The organism is uncultured Parasphingorhabdus sp. (assembly GCF_963975735.1).
Lineage (GTDB): Bacteria > Pseudomonadota > Alphaproteobacteria > Sphingomonadales > Sphingomonadaceae > Parasphingorhabdus.
The window spans coordinates 15,735-31,627 of the sequence record NZ_CAXBIA010000013.1 but is presented as its reverse complement, the minus strand read 5'-3'; the positions used below and the strand labels follow the sequence as shown (position 1 = coordinate 31,627).

Here is a 15,893-nt window from a genome sequence, read left to right as displayed (position 1 = left end):
GGGGCGCTATCGTGACAGGCGCAGCAATCCCCATATCCCCAAAAACCAACCACCACTTGACATTCCCCCCACCACCGTCACTCTCACCAAAAAGACAGGGAGAGAGAATATGGCCACCATTGTCGCCGCAGCCGCACCAACCACCATGGACGCCTTTGTCGAGAGGCAGGCGCGGGCGGATGCGGTGGTGAATATCGTGCTGGCGGGCGGGATCAATTACTGGCTGACCCGCGATCTGGCCTTTGTTCCCGCTACTTTGCCCTTCGGCGATTCGGCACCCAATCTGGGCGGAACCCTGATTGCCATTGCTGTGCTGATGAGCATTTTGCTGACGCTGATCGTCTATCCGATCACCGTGTCGCAGCGCAAATCGGGCAAGGTCACGCCGGGGCTGCCGGCGGACAGGCGGGTCGGGCTGGCGCCCTTTGTTCTGGCGTTCAAACATCTGGCAATAACGCTGATCCCGGCCTTTCTGATCGTGATGGTCCTGCAGGGCGCGGGGCCGGCGCTGCGGTTCACTCCGATGGCCTTTACGGTGATTGTCACGATCATCGCGGCGGTACTGGCCTATTTCATGTCGAAGAGCACCACCAGGGCGACACTGAAACTATGATCATTATCACCGCGACCATTTCCACCGCCTTTGCCGCCATTCCCGAAGACATTGTCGCGCTGTGCGTCGAGCATAGCGCCCGGTCCCGCGCCGAACCGGGCTGTATCTCGCATCATATCCACGCGGATTGCGAAGATCCGGCGCGGCTGTTCTTCCACGAAGAATGGCAGGATGAAGCCGCCGTCGCCGCCCATTTCGCGGTTCCGGAATCGGGCGAATTTGTGAAGCGATTGACCACATTGCTTGGCGAACAACCGAAGATTAAGATCCACCGGGCGGACGTTATCTCGGTGGGAGACCTGAGCTAGTTTTTAGCTTGTCACCCCAGCGCAGGCTGGGGCCTAGCCCGCGTATTGCGAGAGAAGTGAACGCGGTTTGGATCCCGGCCTGCGCCGGGTGACTTCGTCAAAACCGCTTGCGGAAATCAATCTCGACATAACGCCCGACCGGATCGACGAAGCCGCTCTGGTAACTGAGCGGGATCAGGCCGTTGCCGTCGCGGATGGTCTGGATATCATCGAAGATGTTGTCGACCTTGAAGGCGATACGGCTGCCTTTCAGGAACGGGATTTTCTCGGTCAGATTGCCGCGGTCATCAAGGTTGATGAACATGCGCAGGTTGAACGTGGTCAGATCGGAAAAGCGCAGGTCGGAACTGGTCAGCCCGCCGTTGACGCGCGTTGCCACCTGATGCTTGCCGTCGAGACGGAAGCCGATGCCGTTGTTGAACCAGCCACCGTTGATCTCGAACTCGTGCCGCGGGCTGCCGCCGGTCGAGCCGACAGCCGAGCCGTCCAGCAAGTCCAGTTCATCGACGCCGTCCCTGATCTTGATACGGTCTTCGAGGCGGATGGTGTGAAATGCCGACAGTTGCCAGCGTCCGCCGCTCGGGCGACCGCCTGCGCCGGGACCACCGCGCGGTGCTGGTGGCCGCGCTTCCGCGTTGCCTTCGGGAGTGGCACCCTCAGCCGGTTTGTCGCCTTGCGGCTGACCGTCAGGCGCTCCTCCGCCAGCCGGGCGCGCTGCCCGGTCCGGTCTTCCCGATCCGCCACCGCGTTCCTGACCAAAGCGTTTGGAAAAATCGATGCCGTAGCGAATCCGTTCGCTGCTGACATTGGCGTAATTGACCGGTCGCCGGTCGATTGCAATCAGCTGACCGCTGGCATCGCGAGTCACGCGGTCGGGGAAGGCTGCCTCGATCTCGGGCGTCAGCAGCGGGAAGCTGGACGCGACATTATCGCTGTTGTTGCGGAAATATTCGCCAAGAAAAGTAAAGCCGTCGAGCCATTCGGGACGATAATTGACCGCCAGCTTGATATCCCGCTGTTTCTCTGCCGGTAGCGAGAAATTGCCGCCGGTGGTAATCGCAGCGAGCACGGTTTCGCCATTGGTAAAGTCGAAGACCGTGACATCGGGTGTGATGATGACCGGATTGCCAAGCTGGGCGATGCTCGGTGCTGCGTCTTCGCCGATGGCCGAGGCTGAGAAGACCAGCCCGTCAAACGGTTCCCAGTTCAGGCCGAAGCCGAATTCGACCAGGCCGCCGAAGTCGGACAGGTCGGAATATCCGAAATTTCCGTTGATCGACAATTTGCCGATCGCTTCCACGACATCGATATTCTCGTCGGCCAGCGGGATATCGATATTGATCCCGGTGCTGAGCTCGTCGCGACTGAGACCTGTGGTGGTAACAATCGCACCGCGCGTTTCCCGACTGTCCAGATCTTCGCGGTTATAGCCGGCGCGGACGGTGGTGGTCACGGCGCCGGATGGCAGAACCAGCAAGGTGCCCGACAGGGTGGCGAGATTGTTGATCGTCTGGTCGACAACCTTGGCGCTGTCGGTAACGGGCGCGCCGAGCAGGGGACCGAAACTGGTCGCCAGAGGATCGACCGAACCGGCATCAATTGCCGCCTGCAGTGCGGTGATGTCGCCGGACCTGTCGGTGTCGGTGTTGACCTGCGTGCGGGTGTAATCGCTGGTCAGCGACCAGCGCCAGTCGCTAAGCGTGCCGTTCAAAGTCAGTCCGGCCTGCGCTGTATTCGTTTCCTGCACCCGGTTCAGCGGGCCATATTCGTTGAAATAACGAAACAGCGGATCGCCTGCTACTTGCAGCGTGCCGCTGGGAAGACCCTGCAGACCATTGGATTTATCATATATATAGCCGCCGTTGAGCGAGAGCGACATGCCGTTGTCGAAATTCCGGCTGTAATTGGCGTTGAGTTCGACATTGTCCGATGGCGCGACCAATGTGCGGAACTCCCCCAGGTTGACCAGGTCACCGGCTTCATCCTGGATGATATTGCGCTCGCTCTCGGTGATCGCGGTGTTATTCTGCCATTCCAGATTGATATTGACCCGGCTGTTCTTGCCGATGCGTGTGATGGTCGTCTCGACCTCGGATCGTCCCTGCGCGCCGCGTGTCGGCACGCCATATTCGGCTGACGCGCTGACCCCGGTATAATTGTCCTTGAGGATGAAATTGATCACCCGCTGATCGGGGCGATAGCCATATTGCAGCGCCAGTTCTTCCGGAAAGACCTGGACCGTGCGGATGGCTTCGGGCGGAAGATCGCGGATTTCGCGGAAACCGGAAGTGCGCTGGCCGTTGATCAGAACAATCGGCCGTCCGCTGCCGCGTCCCCGGCTGGAAGTGGTTTGCGAAGAAATTGCCTCGAGAAGGTCCTGTACCGACGAAGCGCCATAGCTGGCGATGTCTGCTTCGCTCAGTTCAACCACTGGGGGAATTTCGCTGACAACCGCACCGCGTGGGCGCTCCGCTATGACGATGATTTCCTCGTCCGCATAATCGGTGTCTGCGTCAGGGATTTGTGCGCCTACGGACGGCGCGAATAACATGCTTGCCAAAATGATGGGAGATGCGGTGAAGAAGGATTTTGGGGAAGAAATCATGATTTGGTTCATTAGCTCTTATATGGGGGGAATGAATATGTCCGAAGTGCCATGTGAACCGCGCTAATGGTATAATTTCTGTGTATTAAATTGTCGCAGAGAAATTGCTGCCGAGGCGATAGATATTATCATATTGGTTGATGCAGCTAATCCTTCCCTTTTTGCGCATTTGTCGTTATGGCGCACTGCAACACGCGGAATTGCCGCAATATCAGGGAAAATGTACCGCCATATGGCAAAAGAAGAACTACTGGAAATGAAGGGGATGGTTCGCGAACTGCTCCCCAACGCCATGTTCCGGGTCGAGCTGGAAAACGGCCACGAGATTTTGGGTCATACCGCTGGCAAGATGCGCAAGAACCGCATCCGCGTGCTGGTCGGTGATGAGGTGCTCGTCGAGCTCACCCCTTATGACCTGACCAAGGGTCGCATCACCTATCGTTTCAAGTGATGGTATGCCGCTTGTCCTGAGCCTGTCGAAGGACGGCGATCGGCGAGCATTGCCTTCGGCCATATGGCGTCTACAAGTTCAGCCCGAACGGTTTAGAGGGTGTTCAACATGAAACTGGTTCTGGCCTCATCCAGCCCGCGTCGGCTGGAATTGCTCGGTCGCCTTGGCGTTACGCCCGACCGGATCATCTCTCCCGATATCGACGAAGCCCCCCGCAAGGGCGAGTTGCCGCGCGACTATGTCTTGCGCATGGCGCAGGAAAAGGCTGCCGCTGTCGAGCGCGAAGATCAGGAAATCCTGGTCGCCGGCGATACCACGGTTGCGGTCGGTCGCCGGATATTGGGGCAGGCCGGTGATGCGGCGGAGCAGCGCAAATCCATGCAATTGATCAGCGGACGGCGGCATCATGTGATGTCGGCGGTCTGCGTGATCGCGGCCGACGGCACCGCGCGGACGAAATTGTCCGACAGCATTGTAAAATTCAAGCGCTTCGAAGCCCATGAGATCGAAGCCTATATTGCGACCGGCGAAGGCCAGGGCAAAGCGGGCGGCTATGCTATTCAGGGCACGGCGGAAGCCTTTGTCACCTGGATGTCGGGTAGTTACAGTGGGATCATGGGACTTCCGCTCTACGAAACCCGCAATCTGCTGATCAGCGCGGGCTATCCCCTTGGCTGATTTCGTCAACGGCTGGCTTTACGAAGCCGGGATCGGCGAGACCCGCGCGATGCGGCTGGAAAATGGCGAGCTGATCCAGATACGGGCCGAGCGGACCGATGGCAGGGCCAGAGCCGGTGCGGTTGTCGAAGCAAAATTTACCCGGCAGTGGGTTTCCGGAAGATCGGGAATCATCACCTTGGCCGACGGGCAGGAAGCTTTGTTGCAGCCGCTACCCAAAGGCTTGACCGAAGGATCGATGGTCCGGGTGGAGATTGTCCGGGCAGCGATGACCGAACGCGGCGGGCAGGCCAAACGGGCCAGGGCGCGGCCGGCTGACGCGGACAGTCCCCTGAACGATGGTCCCGACCTGCTGGCAGAGATCAATGCAAGCGGACTGCCGGTCAAACAGGTCCATGCCCATGACGAAGATGTCTTTGCCCGGCACGGCTGGCATGAAGCGATAGAGCAGGCCGAAACCGGCCGGATCGATTTCGAGGGCGGGAGACTGCTGGTCTCGCTGACCCCGGCGATGACATTGTTCGATGTCGACGGACCGCTGGCACCGTTTGAACTGGCGAAACGGGCGGCGAAAGAAATTGCTCTGGCGCTGGTCCGGTTCGATATATCCGGCAATATCGGGGTCGATTTTCCGACCTTGCAAGCCAAGGCCGAACGCGCCGCCGTCACCGCCATTTTTGATGAATATATGACCGCCAACTGCGAACGCACGGCGATCAACGGCTTTGGCTTCATGCAGATTGTCAGCCGCAAGCTCCGGCCATCGGTGCTCGAGATCATGCAGGCCAACCGCTCGGTCAACGCCGCCCTGCAACTGTTGCGGCAGGCGGAGCGCGATCGTGGCACCGGCGCGATGCGGCTGGACGTGCATCCGGCTGTGGCCAACAAGATGCAACCGATGTTGCTGGAAGAATTGGCGAGGCGGACGGGCAGGCCGGTGTCGGTTGAACCGCGTGGTGAAGTTTCGATCGACGGCGGCTCGACAGGATAATTGTCCGCGGGCTTGCAATCCCGCCGTCCCGACTGCAAAGCCAGCGCATGACCGATATCATTCTCTACGACTATTGGCGCAGCTCGGCGAGCTACCGGGTGCGCACCGCGCTCAACCTCAAGGGTGTCTCTTACACTTCGATCAACACCAGCCTGCTCGACGGCGACCAGAAGGCTCCTGCCTATGTCGCGCGCAATCCGCAGGGCTTCGTGCCGATGCTGTCGATTGACGGGCACGATCTCACGCAGTCGCTGGCGATTATCGATTATCTCGATGCAAATTATGACGATCCTCCGATGGTCTCGGGTGACCCCGCTGAGCGGGCCAAAACACTGGCGCAGGCATTGGTCATCGCGGCCGATATTCATCCGGTGAACAATCTTCGGATATTGAAATATCTCAAGAATGAACTGGGGCATGATCAGGAGGTGACCGACAACTGGTATCGCCACTGGATCAAAGAAGGTTTTGTCGCGCTGGAAGCCATGGCACCGGAAGCCGGTCTGTTCGGCGGCGAAAAACCCAATCTGGCTGACGTCTGCCTCGTGCCGCAAATGTATAATGCGCGGCGTTTCGATCTGGACCTCTCGGCCTTTCCCCGGCTCGTGCGGATCGATGCCGAATGCAATAAATTGGAGGCTTTCCAGAAGGCCGCTCCCGAAGCAGTGAAGGAAGACTGACATGACAATCGAAGGCGGATGCTATTGCGGCGCGGTGCGTTACAAGGCCGAGGGCGAACCGATGCTGAAAGCGGAATGTTTCTGCCGGGAATGTCAATATACGACTGGCGGAAACAGCCTGCTGCTGATGGCGATGCCGGCGGACGGATACGAAATCACCAAGGGCGCCGTGAAGGGCTTTAAACGGGACGATCTGGAAAAAGGTGTAACCCGCGAATTCTGCGCCGACTGCGGCACCCATCTGGCGACCCGCGCGCCGGGCTTTGAAGTGGCTGTGATTGTCAAAGTCGGGACACTCGATGACCCGAGCGTATTCGGCAAGGCGGACAGCGCCCATTTCGCCTGTGACGCGCAGGACTATCACCGGCTGCCGGACGACATGCCGGTCCATCAGAAATGGACAGACAACTAAGTCATGAAAAAATCAGTTTTGGCCTATCCGCTATTGGTATCAATGGCGTCGGTGGCTCTCCCCGCGTGGGGGCAAGAGCAAGCCGTCAATGATGATGTCCAGATTGCGGAGATCATTGTTTCCGGATTGCCCGTTACACGTGGCGACAGTGTCTATAACGCGACCGAAATTGAGATGGATCCGTCACAAACTGTCGAAAATGCATTGCGCGACGTGCCCGGACTGCAACAATTTCGCCGGTCGGACGCGCGTTCGGCCAATCCCACCAGCCAAGGGGTTACGCTGCGCGGATTGGGCGGCAATGCCTCGTCGCGCGCCCTACTGATATTGGACGGTGTGCCGCAGGCCGATCCTTTCGGCGGCTGGGTGGCCTGGCCCGGCTATGATGCACTTGCTCTTGGCAGCGCCAGAATCACCCGCGGCGGCGGCAGCGTAACGGACGGGCAGGGCGCAATTTCCGGAACCATCGAACTGTTCAGCGACAATGTCGGTGACCGGATCGAACTGGGCGCTGCTTATGGCAGCCGCAACAGCGTTGATGCCGATCTGCTGTTCGGACGCGAACTGGGGCAGGGACAGCTGACGATATCCGCCAATTATGCGCGTGGCGACGGTTTCATCCCGATCATCGAAGGCCAGCGCGGTTCGGTCGATCGTCCGGCGGAATATGAGCAAGCCGGTCTCGCCGTCCGCTTCGTTGCACCGCTTTCCGACAATGTTGAATTACAGAGCAATGTCCGCGCCTTCACCGATGACCGCGAACGCGGCTTTGCCTTTAGTGAAAACCACAATGACGGAGCGGACGCCAGCATCCGGCTGGTCGACCGGACCTCGGACTGGCAATGGTCGGCACTGGCCTATGTGCAAATCCGCAATTTCGATGTCAGCTTTGGCGGCGTTGCGGATGATCGCAATTCTGTCAGCCGGGTATTCGAACAGTTCAGCGTGCCTTCCACAGGGCTCGGCGGGCGTTTTGAAATACGGCCACCGGTTGGTGACAAGGTTGAAATGCGGATCGGCGGCGACTGGCGCCGCACCGAAGGGACCACCAACGAGAATTTCTTCTATCTCGACGATGACACCCCGCAGCGCAGCCGCAGGGCAGGGGGTAGCACCGCCACCTATGGCGGCTTTGTCGAAGCCAGCCTGCAGGCCAGCGACGCGCTGGTTCTGACCGGTGGCGGACGCGTTGATTTCTGGTCGATCGACGACGGCTTTCGCAAAGAGATCGAGCTGATAAACCCGTTTCCCGGATCGGTTCGGACGGACGAGATGTTCACCAAACGCAGTGATACGGAATTTACCGGGCGTGGCGGCTTTGCCTTTGCTGCAACTGAAAAGCTCAGCCTGCGCGGAGCGGCCTATCTCGGCTGGCGCTTGCCGACCTTGAACGAATTGTTCCGGCCCTTCCGGGTCGGCTCGGACGCGACAGCGGCCAATGAATTGCTGGAGCCGGAACGAGTCAAGGGGGCCGAGCTGGGGCTCGACTGGGAAAGCGGCGTGGCAAAGTTCGGTATTACTGCTTTCTACAACCAGCTGGACAATGCGGTCGCCAATGTCACGCTAGGCAATGGCCCGGGCGTTTTTCCTGGCGTCGGGTTTGTTGCGCCAGACGGCACATATAGCCAGCGTCAGAATCTCGATGCAATAGAATCCAGAGGTATTGAAATCGACGCCGAGTTCGATCTCGGCACTCTGGCCGATGGACTGAGCGTCCGTGCCGCTTATGCCTTTATCGATGCAGAGGTCGACGGATCCGGGGACGCCGCTGCGGTTGATGGATTTCGACCGGCTCAGGTCCAGCGGCATAACGCATCCGGCTCTATCCGGTGGCAAACGGCCAATGGTAGCGGCGCCAGCCTGTCGGCGCGCTATGTCGGCCAACAATATGAGGATGACGTGAATATCCTCAGTCTGGCGGATGCGTTCACGATAGATGGCCGGATGACGCTGGCCGTCAATGATCGGTTGCTGGTCGAAACCCGGGTTGAAAACCTTCTCGATGCACGGGTAGAGGCGGCGGTTAGTAGCAATGGAATAATAGAACGCGCCTTCCCCCGGACATTTTGGATTGGACTTCGTGCCAGAATTGAATAAATATTACTTATGACCTTTAAACTTGATGATTATCTGCCCTACCAGCTGTCGACGACCTCCAACGTCGTCAGCGACGTGATCGCGGGCGAGTATAAGAGCCTTTTTGGCCTCAAGATTCCCGAATGGCGGGTGATGTCGGTGCTTGGCGTGCGCGGTGCCTCGACCCAAAGGCATTTGGTCGAAGCAACGTTGATGGACAAGGTGACCGTCAATCGTGCGGTGAAAAATCTGGTCGACCGTGCATTGCTCGATCGCAGTCCCAATACCGCCGATGGCCGTTCCCACCATCTGATGCTCAGCGCCAAGGGACGCGATCTTTACGAAAAGATCATGCCCGCTGCTCTGGCCATGGAAAAGAAAATCATGGCCGTGCTCACCGCTCAGGAGAAAGCCGAACTATCCGCCATGCTGGCGAAGATAAAAAAATCGGCTGATACCCTGGCAGCGGAATGAAAAAGAGCGGCAGTCGCCTGCCGCTCTCTTGATTTTCTGATTCTGTTTCCGCGCTATATCAATGCATCGGAGATCGAGCAGGCCGCGGGGCCGAGGATCACGATGAACAAAACCGGCAGAATGAACAGAATGAGCGGAATCGTCATAATGGCCGGCAAGCGGGCTGCCTTTTCTTCGGCGCGCATCATCCGGTCGTTACGGAATTCTGCCGAAAGTACACGCAGCGAGGAGGCTAGCGGGGTACCGTATTTTTCGGTCTGGATCATCGTCGTCACCACGCCTTTGACATGGTCAAGCGCGACGCGGTAGGCGAGGTTTTCAAACGCCTGCCGTCGCTCGGTAAGGAAACCCAGTTCGATGGAAGTCAGTGAAAATTCGTCGGCGAGCTCCGGATAGGCGCTACCGAGTTCTTTGGAAACTCGTGCAAAGGCCGTGTCGACCGTCAGTCCGGCTTCTGCGCAAATAACGAGCAGATCGATGGCGTCGGGCAGGCCCTTCCGAACCAGGTCAGTCCGCTTGGCAATCAGGTTGTTGATGTAAATATCAGCGCCTTTGTAGCCGAGGATCGTCGCGCCGGCGAACGCGCCGAAACGTTTGAGGTCCGACCAGTCCCCCAGATAATCGAAGCCATATATGGCCAGTGCCGCGCCGCCGCCCAGAATGATCGGCAAAACAAGTCGGCTGAAAATGACGACGAAGGCAAGATCCTTTGAACGGATGCCGGCTTGCGCCAGCTTCTGTTGTGCTTCCTTGACCTGCGTGTCCTGCAACACCTGCATCGACGACAGTGCATTGCGCACGCGGTCCGTCGTATCGCTCTGCTGAACCAGTTTTGCGCGCTTCTTTGTCGTCGAGGCGGTGATACCGGCCTTGAGTTGTTCACGACGCTGGTTGAGTGCCTTGACCCGTTTCGCCATCGGATCGCGCACCGTTACGGCGGCGTAGATCGCGAAAAAGACTGCTGCCGCTGCGACGGCTGACAATATTGTCGCCACCCACAGGACGTCTACGCCCAATAATGTTGGTCCGCCTCCGGTTGTCATTTGCCTTGTACCTTCATCCTAAATCTCGAAGCTGACCATTTTGGCCATGATGAACACGCCGATGCTCATCCATGTCAGTCCGCCCAAACCAGCGATAATCAGCCGTTCTTCATAGAAAAAACCGCCGAGATATGTCGGGTTCACGCTGTAAACCAGCCCGAACACAATGAACGGCAGTGACCCCACGATATAGGCGGAAGCCTTGGATTCCGATGACATGGCCTTGATCTTGAGCTTCATCTGCCCGCGCTTGCGCAGTACGTCGGCAAGATTGGACAATGTTTCGGCTAGGTTACCGCCGGTTTCACGCTGAATAGCCAGGGTGATACAGAAAAACTTGAATTCAGGTGTTTCCATGCGCTTTGCGCTTTCCTGCAGCGCATCTTCCATGGTCTGGCCAATCTTGATCCGGTCGACCACCTTCTGGAATTCCTCGCCAACCGGTCCGCCAATTTCCTTGGCGACCACGCCGATTGTTTCGGTTACCGGCAGGCCCGAACGCAGGCCGCGGACGAGCAATTCGATGGCATCGGGAAAAGAAGCCGTAAATTTTCCAACCCGCCGCTTGATCAGGAAGCCGACGATGAAATGCGGCAATCCGGCGCCAACGAGAAGTGCGATAGACACACATAACAGGATCGGTGCACCCTTGAACAACAGCAGCCCGAAAATAACCGCAAACAATCCACCGACCGCGTAGAAGAAATAGGACAGGGGCCAGCCTTTGCCGGTTTTCTCCAGCCGAATCGCCAGAGTTTCCATCTTGGTCATGGTGTCGCCCTTGGGGCGTGTGGTTTTGCGGCGCGCCGAGAGCGCCTTTTTCATTTGCGCTTCAACCTGCACGTTGGCGTTTTCAGAGTGGCGATATTTGACCTTGTCCAGCCGTCTGGCCTTAGCCTTGGCCTCCGATGGGCCTGCAAATGCAAATATGATCAGCAGCAAAACTACCAAAACACCTGCACTCAACATTGCAATTTGCATTATACCCATAGTCTAATTCCTTTTAAGCTGAAGAATGTTCGCACCTGCTTCAGACTTTAGGAGCCTCTTCCTTGACTTTTTTCGACGGGAGGAATGACTTGAATTCGCCAAGCTTTCCCATGAATGATCGTTTGTCGCCGCTGGCGCTTTCGTCATCATTCTCGACAGATCCCAGAACCAGATTCGCCAGTTCGACGATCTTCGCGGCAGCTTTGCTCGATTTTCCAGCTTCTACCAATGCTTGACCCAATTTCGCAGATTGTGCTGCGGTTCGGATATCATAAGGGATCAGGATATCGATCTTACGTTCGATGGAACTTTCAAAATCCTGACGACTGATTTCCAGATTGGCGGTTTGCACCTTGTTGGCAACGACATAGACCTTGCTCTGTGCAGCATGGGATTTCAGCCAGGACAGCAAGCGAATGCAGTCGCGGGCCGACGCCAGGGTCAGTTCCGTCGTGATGACGGTCGCGTTCACATCGCCAAGGAGATGCGGATAGTTGATCAGCATGTCACGAGGCAAATCGATCACGGTGCAATCGAAGGCCGCGCGGAATTCTTCCTGCAATTGGAAGAAGGCGGTGCCATCGGTCATCATTGGCGAGTTGATCGGTGCTTCTGCAGAAAGCAGTGACAATTTCTCATTGGCCTTGATCATGGCGCGTTCGATAAACAGACCATCGATCCGGCTTGGATTGTCGATCGCATCGGTAAGGCCGCGGCCAGGTTCAAGGTCCAGCGACAGCGCTCCGGTACCGAAATGGACATCCAGATCGAGTAACGCGGTCAGGCGTTCCTTTTCATGGCTGAGCAACCAGGCCAGTGACGTCGCAATGGTTGATGCTCCGACACCGCCGCGCGTGCCGATGACGGCCGTCGAAATATGCGGTTTTTCGGAATGTGCATCGTCGGCTTTCGGAGCGTTGATGACCGCTTGTGCGTGAGACAGGACGTCGCGCAACTGATCCGGTGTAAAGGGCTTCAGAAGATAATCCTGCAAGCCGCTGACAATCAAATCGCGGTAGAGACGGACATCGTTGACCTGGCCCATGGCAATCACAGTCGTGCCCGGTTCGCAGACTTCGGCCAGCGAATTAATGTCGTTCAACGGATCTCCGGATTCCGACAGGTCTACCAGCAAGATATTGGGACTGGCTGAAACGGAAAGCGTTTGCACGGCATTGCGTAGTCCGCCCATGTTGCATTTGTCAGCCGACCAACCCATTTCCTCGACGACCGGACGGAGTAAATCCAGCGTGTCTTCATCGCAAACAAATGCGGCAAACGGATCACGTCCGTTGATCGAGCCGGGTTTCCAGGGAGCGTTCATTATTGTCCTCCAACTTTCTTGTCACGATAGGATCGGATAGCCTTGGAAGCCTGAGCCTGGTCTTCACCAGCCTTATTCTGGCCGCGAACCAGATCCTCAGGATCGGCAATCATGGCGGCCATGGTACTGTTCGTTCCGCAGCCATAATTTTCACTGGTGCGCACCTGAAAGTCGGTGTGGCTACGGTGGCTGAAATCAGGGCATCCAGGCACCGAAGCAGAGGTCCGCGATACCACGACCCGCATCAAACCGGCAGGTACATAACCGTCCGTAATGGGCGCCGTGTCGCTGATCAGCAGACCATAGCGAGCCACAATGGCTTCAACGGCGGCCTTTGCCACGGGGCTTGTAGAATAGCCTGGATCATCAATCGCAACGCGATCACCATAGCCAAGTTCCAAGGCGTCGAACCAGCCGCTCAGGCGGGCTTGCTCTGTTGACGATAATCCACCGTTGCCGGCGCTCAGGTCCAGCACATAGTTCGCTTTCGAAACGACGGGTTGGCGTTCGCTATAAACGCTGCGGTTTGCGGTAGTGCTGCCACATGCTGTAACCGAGAGCCCGAGGGCGGTGACAAGTGCCATTGAAATGATGCGCATGATCTGTTCTCCTGATCGGGCTTATTTGTCGAAACTGAAACCGGGAGCCGCGCTGCCGGATTTCCTGGTCGATTTGGCAGGAACTTGTGGTTCCAGGCTACCAAAGGTCTGACCTTCCGGTGCAGTGGGAGCCACGCTCGGTTTGGGCCGATCACCACCGGAGCCGGAATGATTGCGGTTTAACAGGAACCGTTCTGCATCATTGGCGGCCTTGAAGCCGTCGGTCGGCAGCACAATCTCGCTGTCGCTCACCGGCTTTACCAGATAAGGCGTTACCACGATCATCAGTTCCGTTTCATTGCGACGATAACCGTCGGACTTGAACAATGAACCGAGGATTGGAACGTCGGCCAGACCCGGCGTCTTGTCGATTGCCGAGTTGTAGCTATTCTGCATAAGGCCGGCGATCATGAAGCTTTCGCCCGAGCCCAGTTCTACGGTGGTTTCCGCCCGCCGGGTGGAAACGGCAGGGATACTGAAACCGTTGAGGACAACCGCGCCGTTAGAGGTAATTTCCGATACCTCTGGTGCGACGCGGATGGAAATCCGGCCGTTCGAGAGCACGGTCGGGGTATAGGAGAGGCTGACCCCGTAATTTTTATACTGAACCGAGACTTCGCCCAGCCCGGTCGAAATCGGGATTGGAAACTCGCCGCCCGCCAGGAAGGTTGCGGTTTCACCCGAAATCGCGGTCAGATTTGGTGACGCCAGTGTGCTCACCAGACCAACTCTCTCGGAAACGTCCAGCGCGGTGGCAATGTCGATGCCGAACAGGCGACCTGCCGCCTGTACGGTGTTTAGATCGGACCCGGTATTATAGTTAAATTGGGATCCGGTTGCCGTCACGAACTGGCCGGTTGTAGTGTTGAAAGGAAGAGAGACCGAACCAGCTGGCAGGCCAAATAGCCCAGAAGCGTCCAGTTGCGGGAAGCCTGATGTATTATCGCTGAACGAACCGAACGCACGGCCGCGTGACACACCAAATTGGAAGCCACCGGTTGTATCCTGCGTCAGAATGTTGCCGTTAATTTCTTTCGCCAGCGAGCGGCTGACTTCGGCGAAGCGGACCTTCAGATTGACCTGCATCGGCGTTGCCGTTTTCAGGCGGCTGACCACACGCGTATCAGCACCGACAAAAGCCTGCACAAGATTTTCCGCTTCTTCAGCATCATCCGGATTGGCAATCGTGCCGGTTAGCAGCACGAAATTATTGGTCGTGCTGACCGCTATTTTTGCTTCCGGCATCGCCAGGCCAAGCATCTGGTCGATGGAAGAAATTTCCGCGCCGACCGAGACTTCAGCCGAATAAACGACTTTGCCGGAGGCACTGGTAGCATAAAAGCTGGTCTGACCACCTTTTTTACCGAAGATATAGACTTGGCGCGGCGACCGTACCTGGACATCGGCAATATTATTTTCAGCGATGAAAATATCTTCGATTGGTGCCGGCAGCGTGATCAGCTTGCCACGACCGACGGCAACAGAAATGCGGCTATCCGGTTGCGATATGTTGACCGACTGTGCGTTCAGCGGTGTCGCGTTATTGGCAGCCAGAGCCAGGGCGAGAGCGGCAACGACGCCAGCGGCCATTACCTTTTTCGCCGAACGGCTATGCTGTGCATATTTTACGGCCATTACTTGTCTCCAAACTCGATTTCATTGACCGCATTGCCACGTGCGACGCGGACTACCGGACCTTTAGGTTTTTCCTTTTCGGCCAGCGGGGGTGGCGAGCGCGTTTCAAAGCGCGATACGTCACCACCGGTCGAGAAGGTTGATTTTGTGCTGCTAGGACGTGCAGCCAGCGAACGGATCATATCGGCTTCGACAACTGGATCATCCGTTTTCGGAAGTTTGATTGCGCCGGACGCAATGGCTTCTTCCAGCTCGGCGGCACTGTCTGCCAGCGAACGCAGCGACAGGCTCAACGTACCCAGCGTCTGGGCGACCGAAATCTGCTCGGCAATTTTTGGAGTGGCTTCAAGCGTTACCAGTTTAGCCTTTTGAGCGACTTGTTGGCCTTCTTCATTCGTGGTTGCGGTCACCCGGTTATCAGTGGCAAGCACCCGCAGGTTGCGGATCACGGTTTCTGAAACCTTGAGTTCGGGACCTTCGCCTTGCACGGACTGCGTCAACATCAAATCGACGCGGTCGCCGGGAAATATAAAGCCAGCGACGCCGGTCAGTCCCGATACCGGGATGGTGACAGCGCGCATGCCAGGGCCGAGCGCTGCAGCAAGGAAGCCGCGATCGCCTGGCGCAACCAGCGAACCTTTGGTCATTGGCTGGCCGGCGGTGATCGGAATACGTACCACGGTGCCAGCAAGCGCTTCAATGTCGGTGCCGTCCTTCATGAAATAAACGTCTTCAATCAGGTTTTTCGGCCAGGGCTGGAACCGGAAACTGTCGGGCGTGATAATCGTACCCACCGGCAGCGCGCGAGTTGCGACGAGGATCTCGTCACCAATCACTTCTGTTTTTCTCGCCTCGGCCTGTGGTGCGGAAGCACCATCAAACATGTTCTTGGCGAGCAATGCCGTGACCGCAGCCACGATCAGTGCACCAACCAGCAAAATGATCTTCTTCTTGTCCATGACGTCTCACGCCTCCTGAATGCCCCCGCCCGAATGGTTCCATCGGCGGTCGTTT

Annotated in this window: 16 protein-coding genes; 9 read left to right on the top strand and 7 right to left on the bottom strand. The window is 57.4% G+C overall.

Going from position 1 to position 15,893, the window contains the following annotated elements; all coding sequences use genetic code 11:
* The first annotated feature begins 109 nt into the window (after positions 1-109).
* Together AACZ86_RS13000 and AACZ86_RS12995 are read left to right on the top strand one after the other, a co-directional pair.
* On the top strand, positions 110-613 hold the full coding sequence (locus tag AACZ86_RS13000) for a hypothetical protein (protein ID WP_339693231.1): 504 nt from the start codon (positions 110-112) through the stop codon (positions 611-613).
* The gene (locus AACZ86_RS12995; protein WP_339693229.1) at positions 610-921 is read left to right on the top strand and encodes a putative quinol monooxygenase; all 312 of its coding nucleotides are present in this window, start codon (positions 610-612) and stop codon (positions 919-921) included. Before AACZ86_RS13000 ends, AACZ86_RS12995 begins: the two co-directional genes overlap by 4 nt.
* 97 nt (positions 922-1,018) lie before the next feature.
* Here the strand turns inward: AACZ86_RS12995 and AACZ86_RS12990 are convergent, their stop codons facing one another.
* Positions 1,019-3,526, bottom strand: a complete 2,508-nt coding sequence (locus AACZ86_RS12990; RefSeq protein ID WP_339693228.1) for a hypothetical protein — start codon at positions 3,524-3,526, stop codon at positions 1,019-1,021.
* Between the two features lie 232 nt (positions 3,527-3,758).
* Here AACZ86_RS12990 and infA point away from each other — a divergent pair, with 232 nt between their 5' ends.
* The 7 genes from infA (at position 3,759) to AACZ86_RS12955 (ending at position 9,288) form a co-directional block, all read left to right on the top strand.
* Positions 3,759-3,977 carry a translation initiation factor IF-1 gene (infA, locus tag AACZ86_RS12985; RefSeq protein WP_066742521.1) on the top strand — a complete coding sequence of 73 codons (219 nt, stop codon included), beginning with the start codon at positions 3,759-3,761 and terminating at the stop codon, positions 3,975-3,977.
* A gap of 108 nt (positions 3,978-4,085) precedes the next feature.
* Complete coding sequence (locus AACZ86_RS12980) at positions 4,086-4,655, top strand: nucleoside triphosphate pyrophosphatase (protein WP_339693222.1); 570 nt, start codon at positions 4,086-4,088, stop codon at positions 4,653-4,655.
* A complete protein-coding gene (locus tag AACZ86_RS12975) occupies positions 4,648-5,646 on the top strand; it encodes a ribonuclease E/G (RefSeq protein WP_339693220.1) in 999 nt (332 codons plus the stop codon). Before AACZ86_RS12980 ends, AACZ86_RS12975 begins: the two co-directional genes overlap by 8 nt.
* A gap of 47 nt (positions 5,647-5,693) precedes the next feature.
* Entirely contained in the window at positions 5,694-6,326 is a 633-nt protein-coding gene (maiA, locus tag AACZ86_RS12970; protein WP_339693218.1) for a maleylacetoacetate isomerase, read from the top strand.
* 1 nt (position 6,327) lies between these two features.
* Positions 6,328-6,738 (top strand): GFA family protein, encoded by a 411-nt coding sequence (locus AACZ86_RS12965; protein ID WP_339693216.1) that lies wholly within the window; start codon positions 6,328-6,330, stop codon positions 6,736-6,738.
* Between the two features lie 3 nt (positions 6,739-6,741).
* Positions 6,742-8,835 (top strand): TonB-dependent receptor, encoded by a 2,094-nt coding sequence (locus AACZ86_RS12960; RefSeq protein ID WP_339693214.1) that lies wholly within the window; start codon positions 6,742-6,744, stop codon positions 8,833-8,835.
* A 9-nt stretch (positions 8,836-8,844) separates the two neighbouring features.
* A complete protein-coding gene (locus tag AACZ86_RS12955) occupies positions 8,845-9,288 on the top strand; it encodes a MarR family winged helix-turn-helix transcriptional regulator (RefSeq protein WP_339693213.1) in 444 nt (147 codons plus the stop codon).
* Between the two features lie 53 nt (positions 9,289-9,341).
* On the opposite strand, the gene AACZ86_RS12950 is transcribed toward AACZ86_RS12955, so the two are convergent.
* The 6 genes from AACZ86_RS12950 to cpaB are packed head-to-tail and all read right to left on the bottom strand — an operon-like array spanning position 9,342 to position 15,838.
* On the bottom strand, positions 9,342-10,331 hold the full coding sequence (locus AACZ86_RS12950; protein WP_339693211.1) for a type II secretion system F family protein: 990 nt from the start codon (positions 10,329-10,331) through the stop codon (positions 9,342-9,344).
* Between the two features lie 18 nt (positions 10,332-10,349).
* Entirely contained in the window at positions 10,350-11,321 is a 972-nt protein-coding gene (locus AACZ86_RS12945) for a type II secretion system F family protein (RefSeq protein ID WP_339693209.1), read from the bottom strand.
* Between the two features lie 40 nt (positions 11,322-11,361).
* Positions 11,362-12,645, bottom strand: coding sequence for a pilus assembly protein CpaE (locus tag AACZ86_RS12940; RefSeq protein ID WP_339693207.1), 1,284 nt, complete (start codon positions 12,643-12,645; stop codon positions 11,362-11,364).
* Positions 12,645-13,244 (bottom strand): CpaD family pilus assembly protein, encoded by a 600-nt coding sequence (locus tag AACZ86_RS12935; protein ID WP_339693206.1) that lies wholly within the window; start codon positions 13,242-13,244, stop codon positions 12,645-12,647. The genes AACZ86_RS12940 and AACZ86_RS12935 overlap by 1 nt, the downstream gene beginning before the upstream one ends.
* A 21-nt stretch (positions 13,245-13,265) precedes the next feature.
* Positions 13,266-14,879: a type II and III secretion system protein family protein gene (locus AACZ86_RS12930; protein ID WP_339693204.1), complete on the bottom strand. Its 1,614-nt coding sequence runs from the start codon at positions 14,877-14,879 to the stop codon at positions 13,266-13,268.
* Positions 14,879-15,838, bottom strand: coding sequence for a Flp pilus assembly protein CpaB (cpaB, locus tag AACZ86_RS12925; RefSeq protein ID WP_339693202.1), 960 nt, complete (start codon positions 15,836-15,838; stop codon positions 14,879-14,881). The genes AACZ86_RS12930 and cpaB overlap by 1 nt, the downstream gene beginning before the upstream one ends.
* Positions 15,839-15,893: the final 55 nt, after the last annotated feature.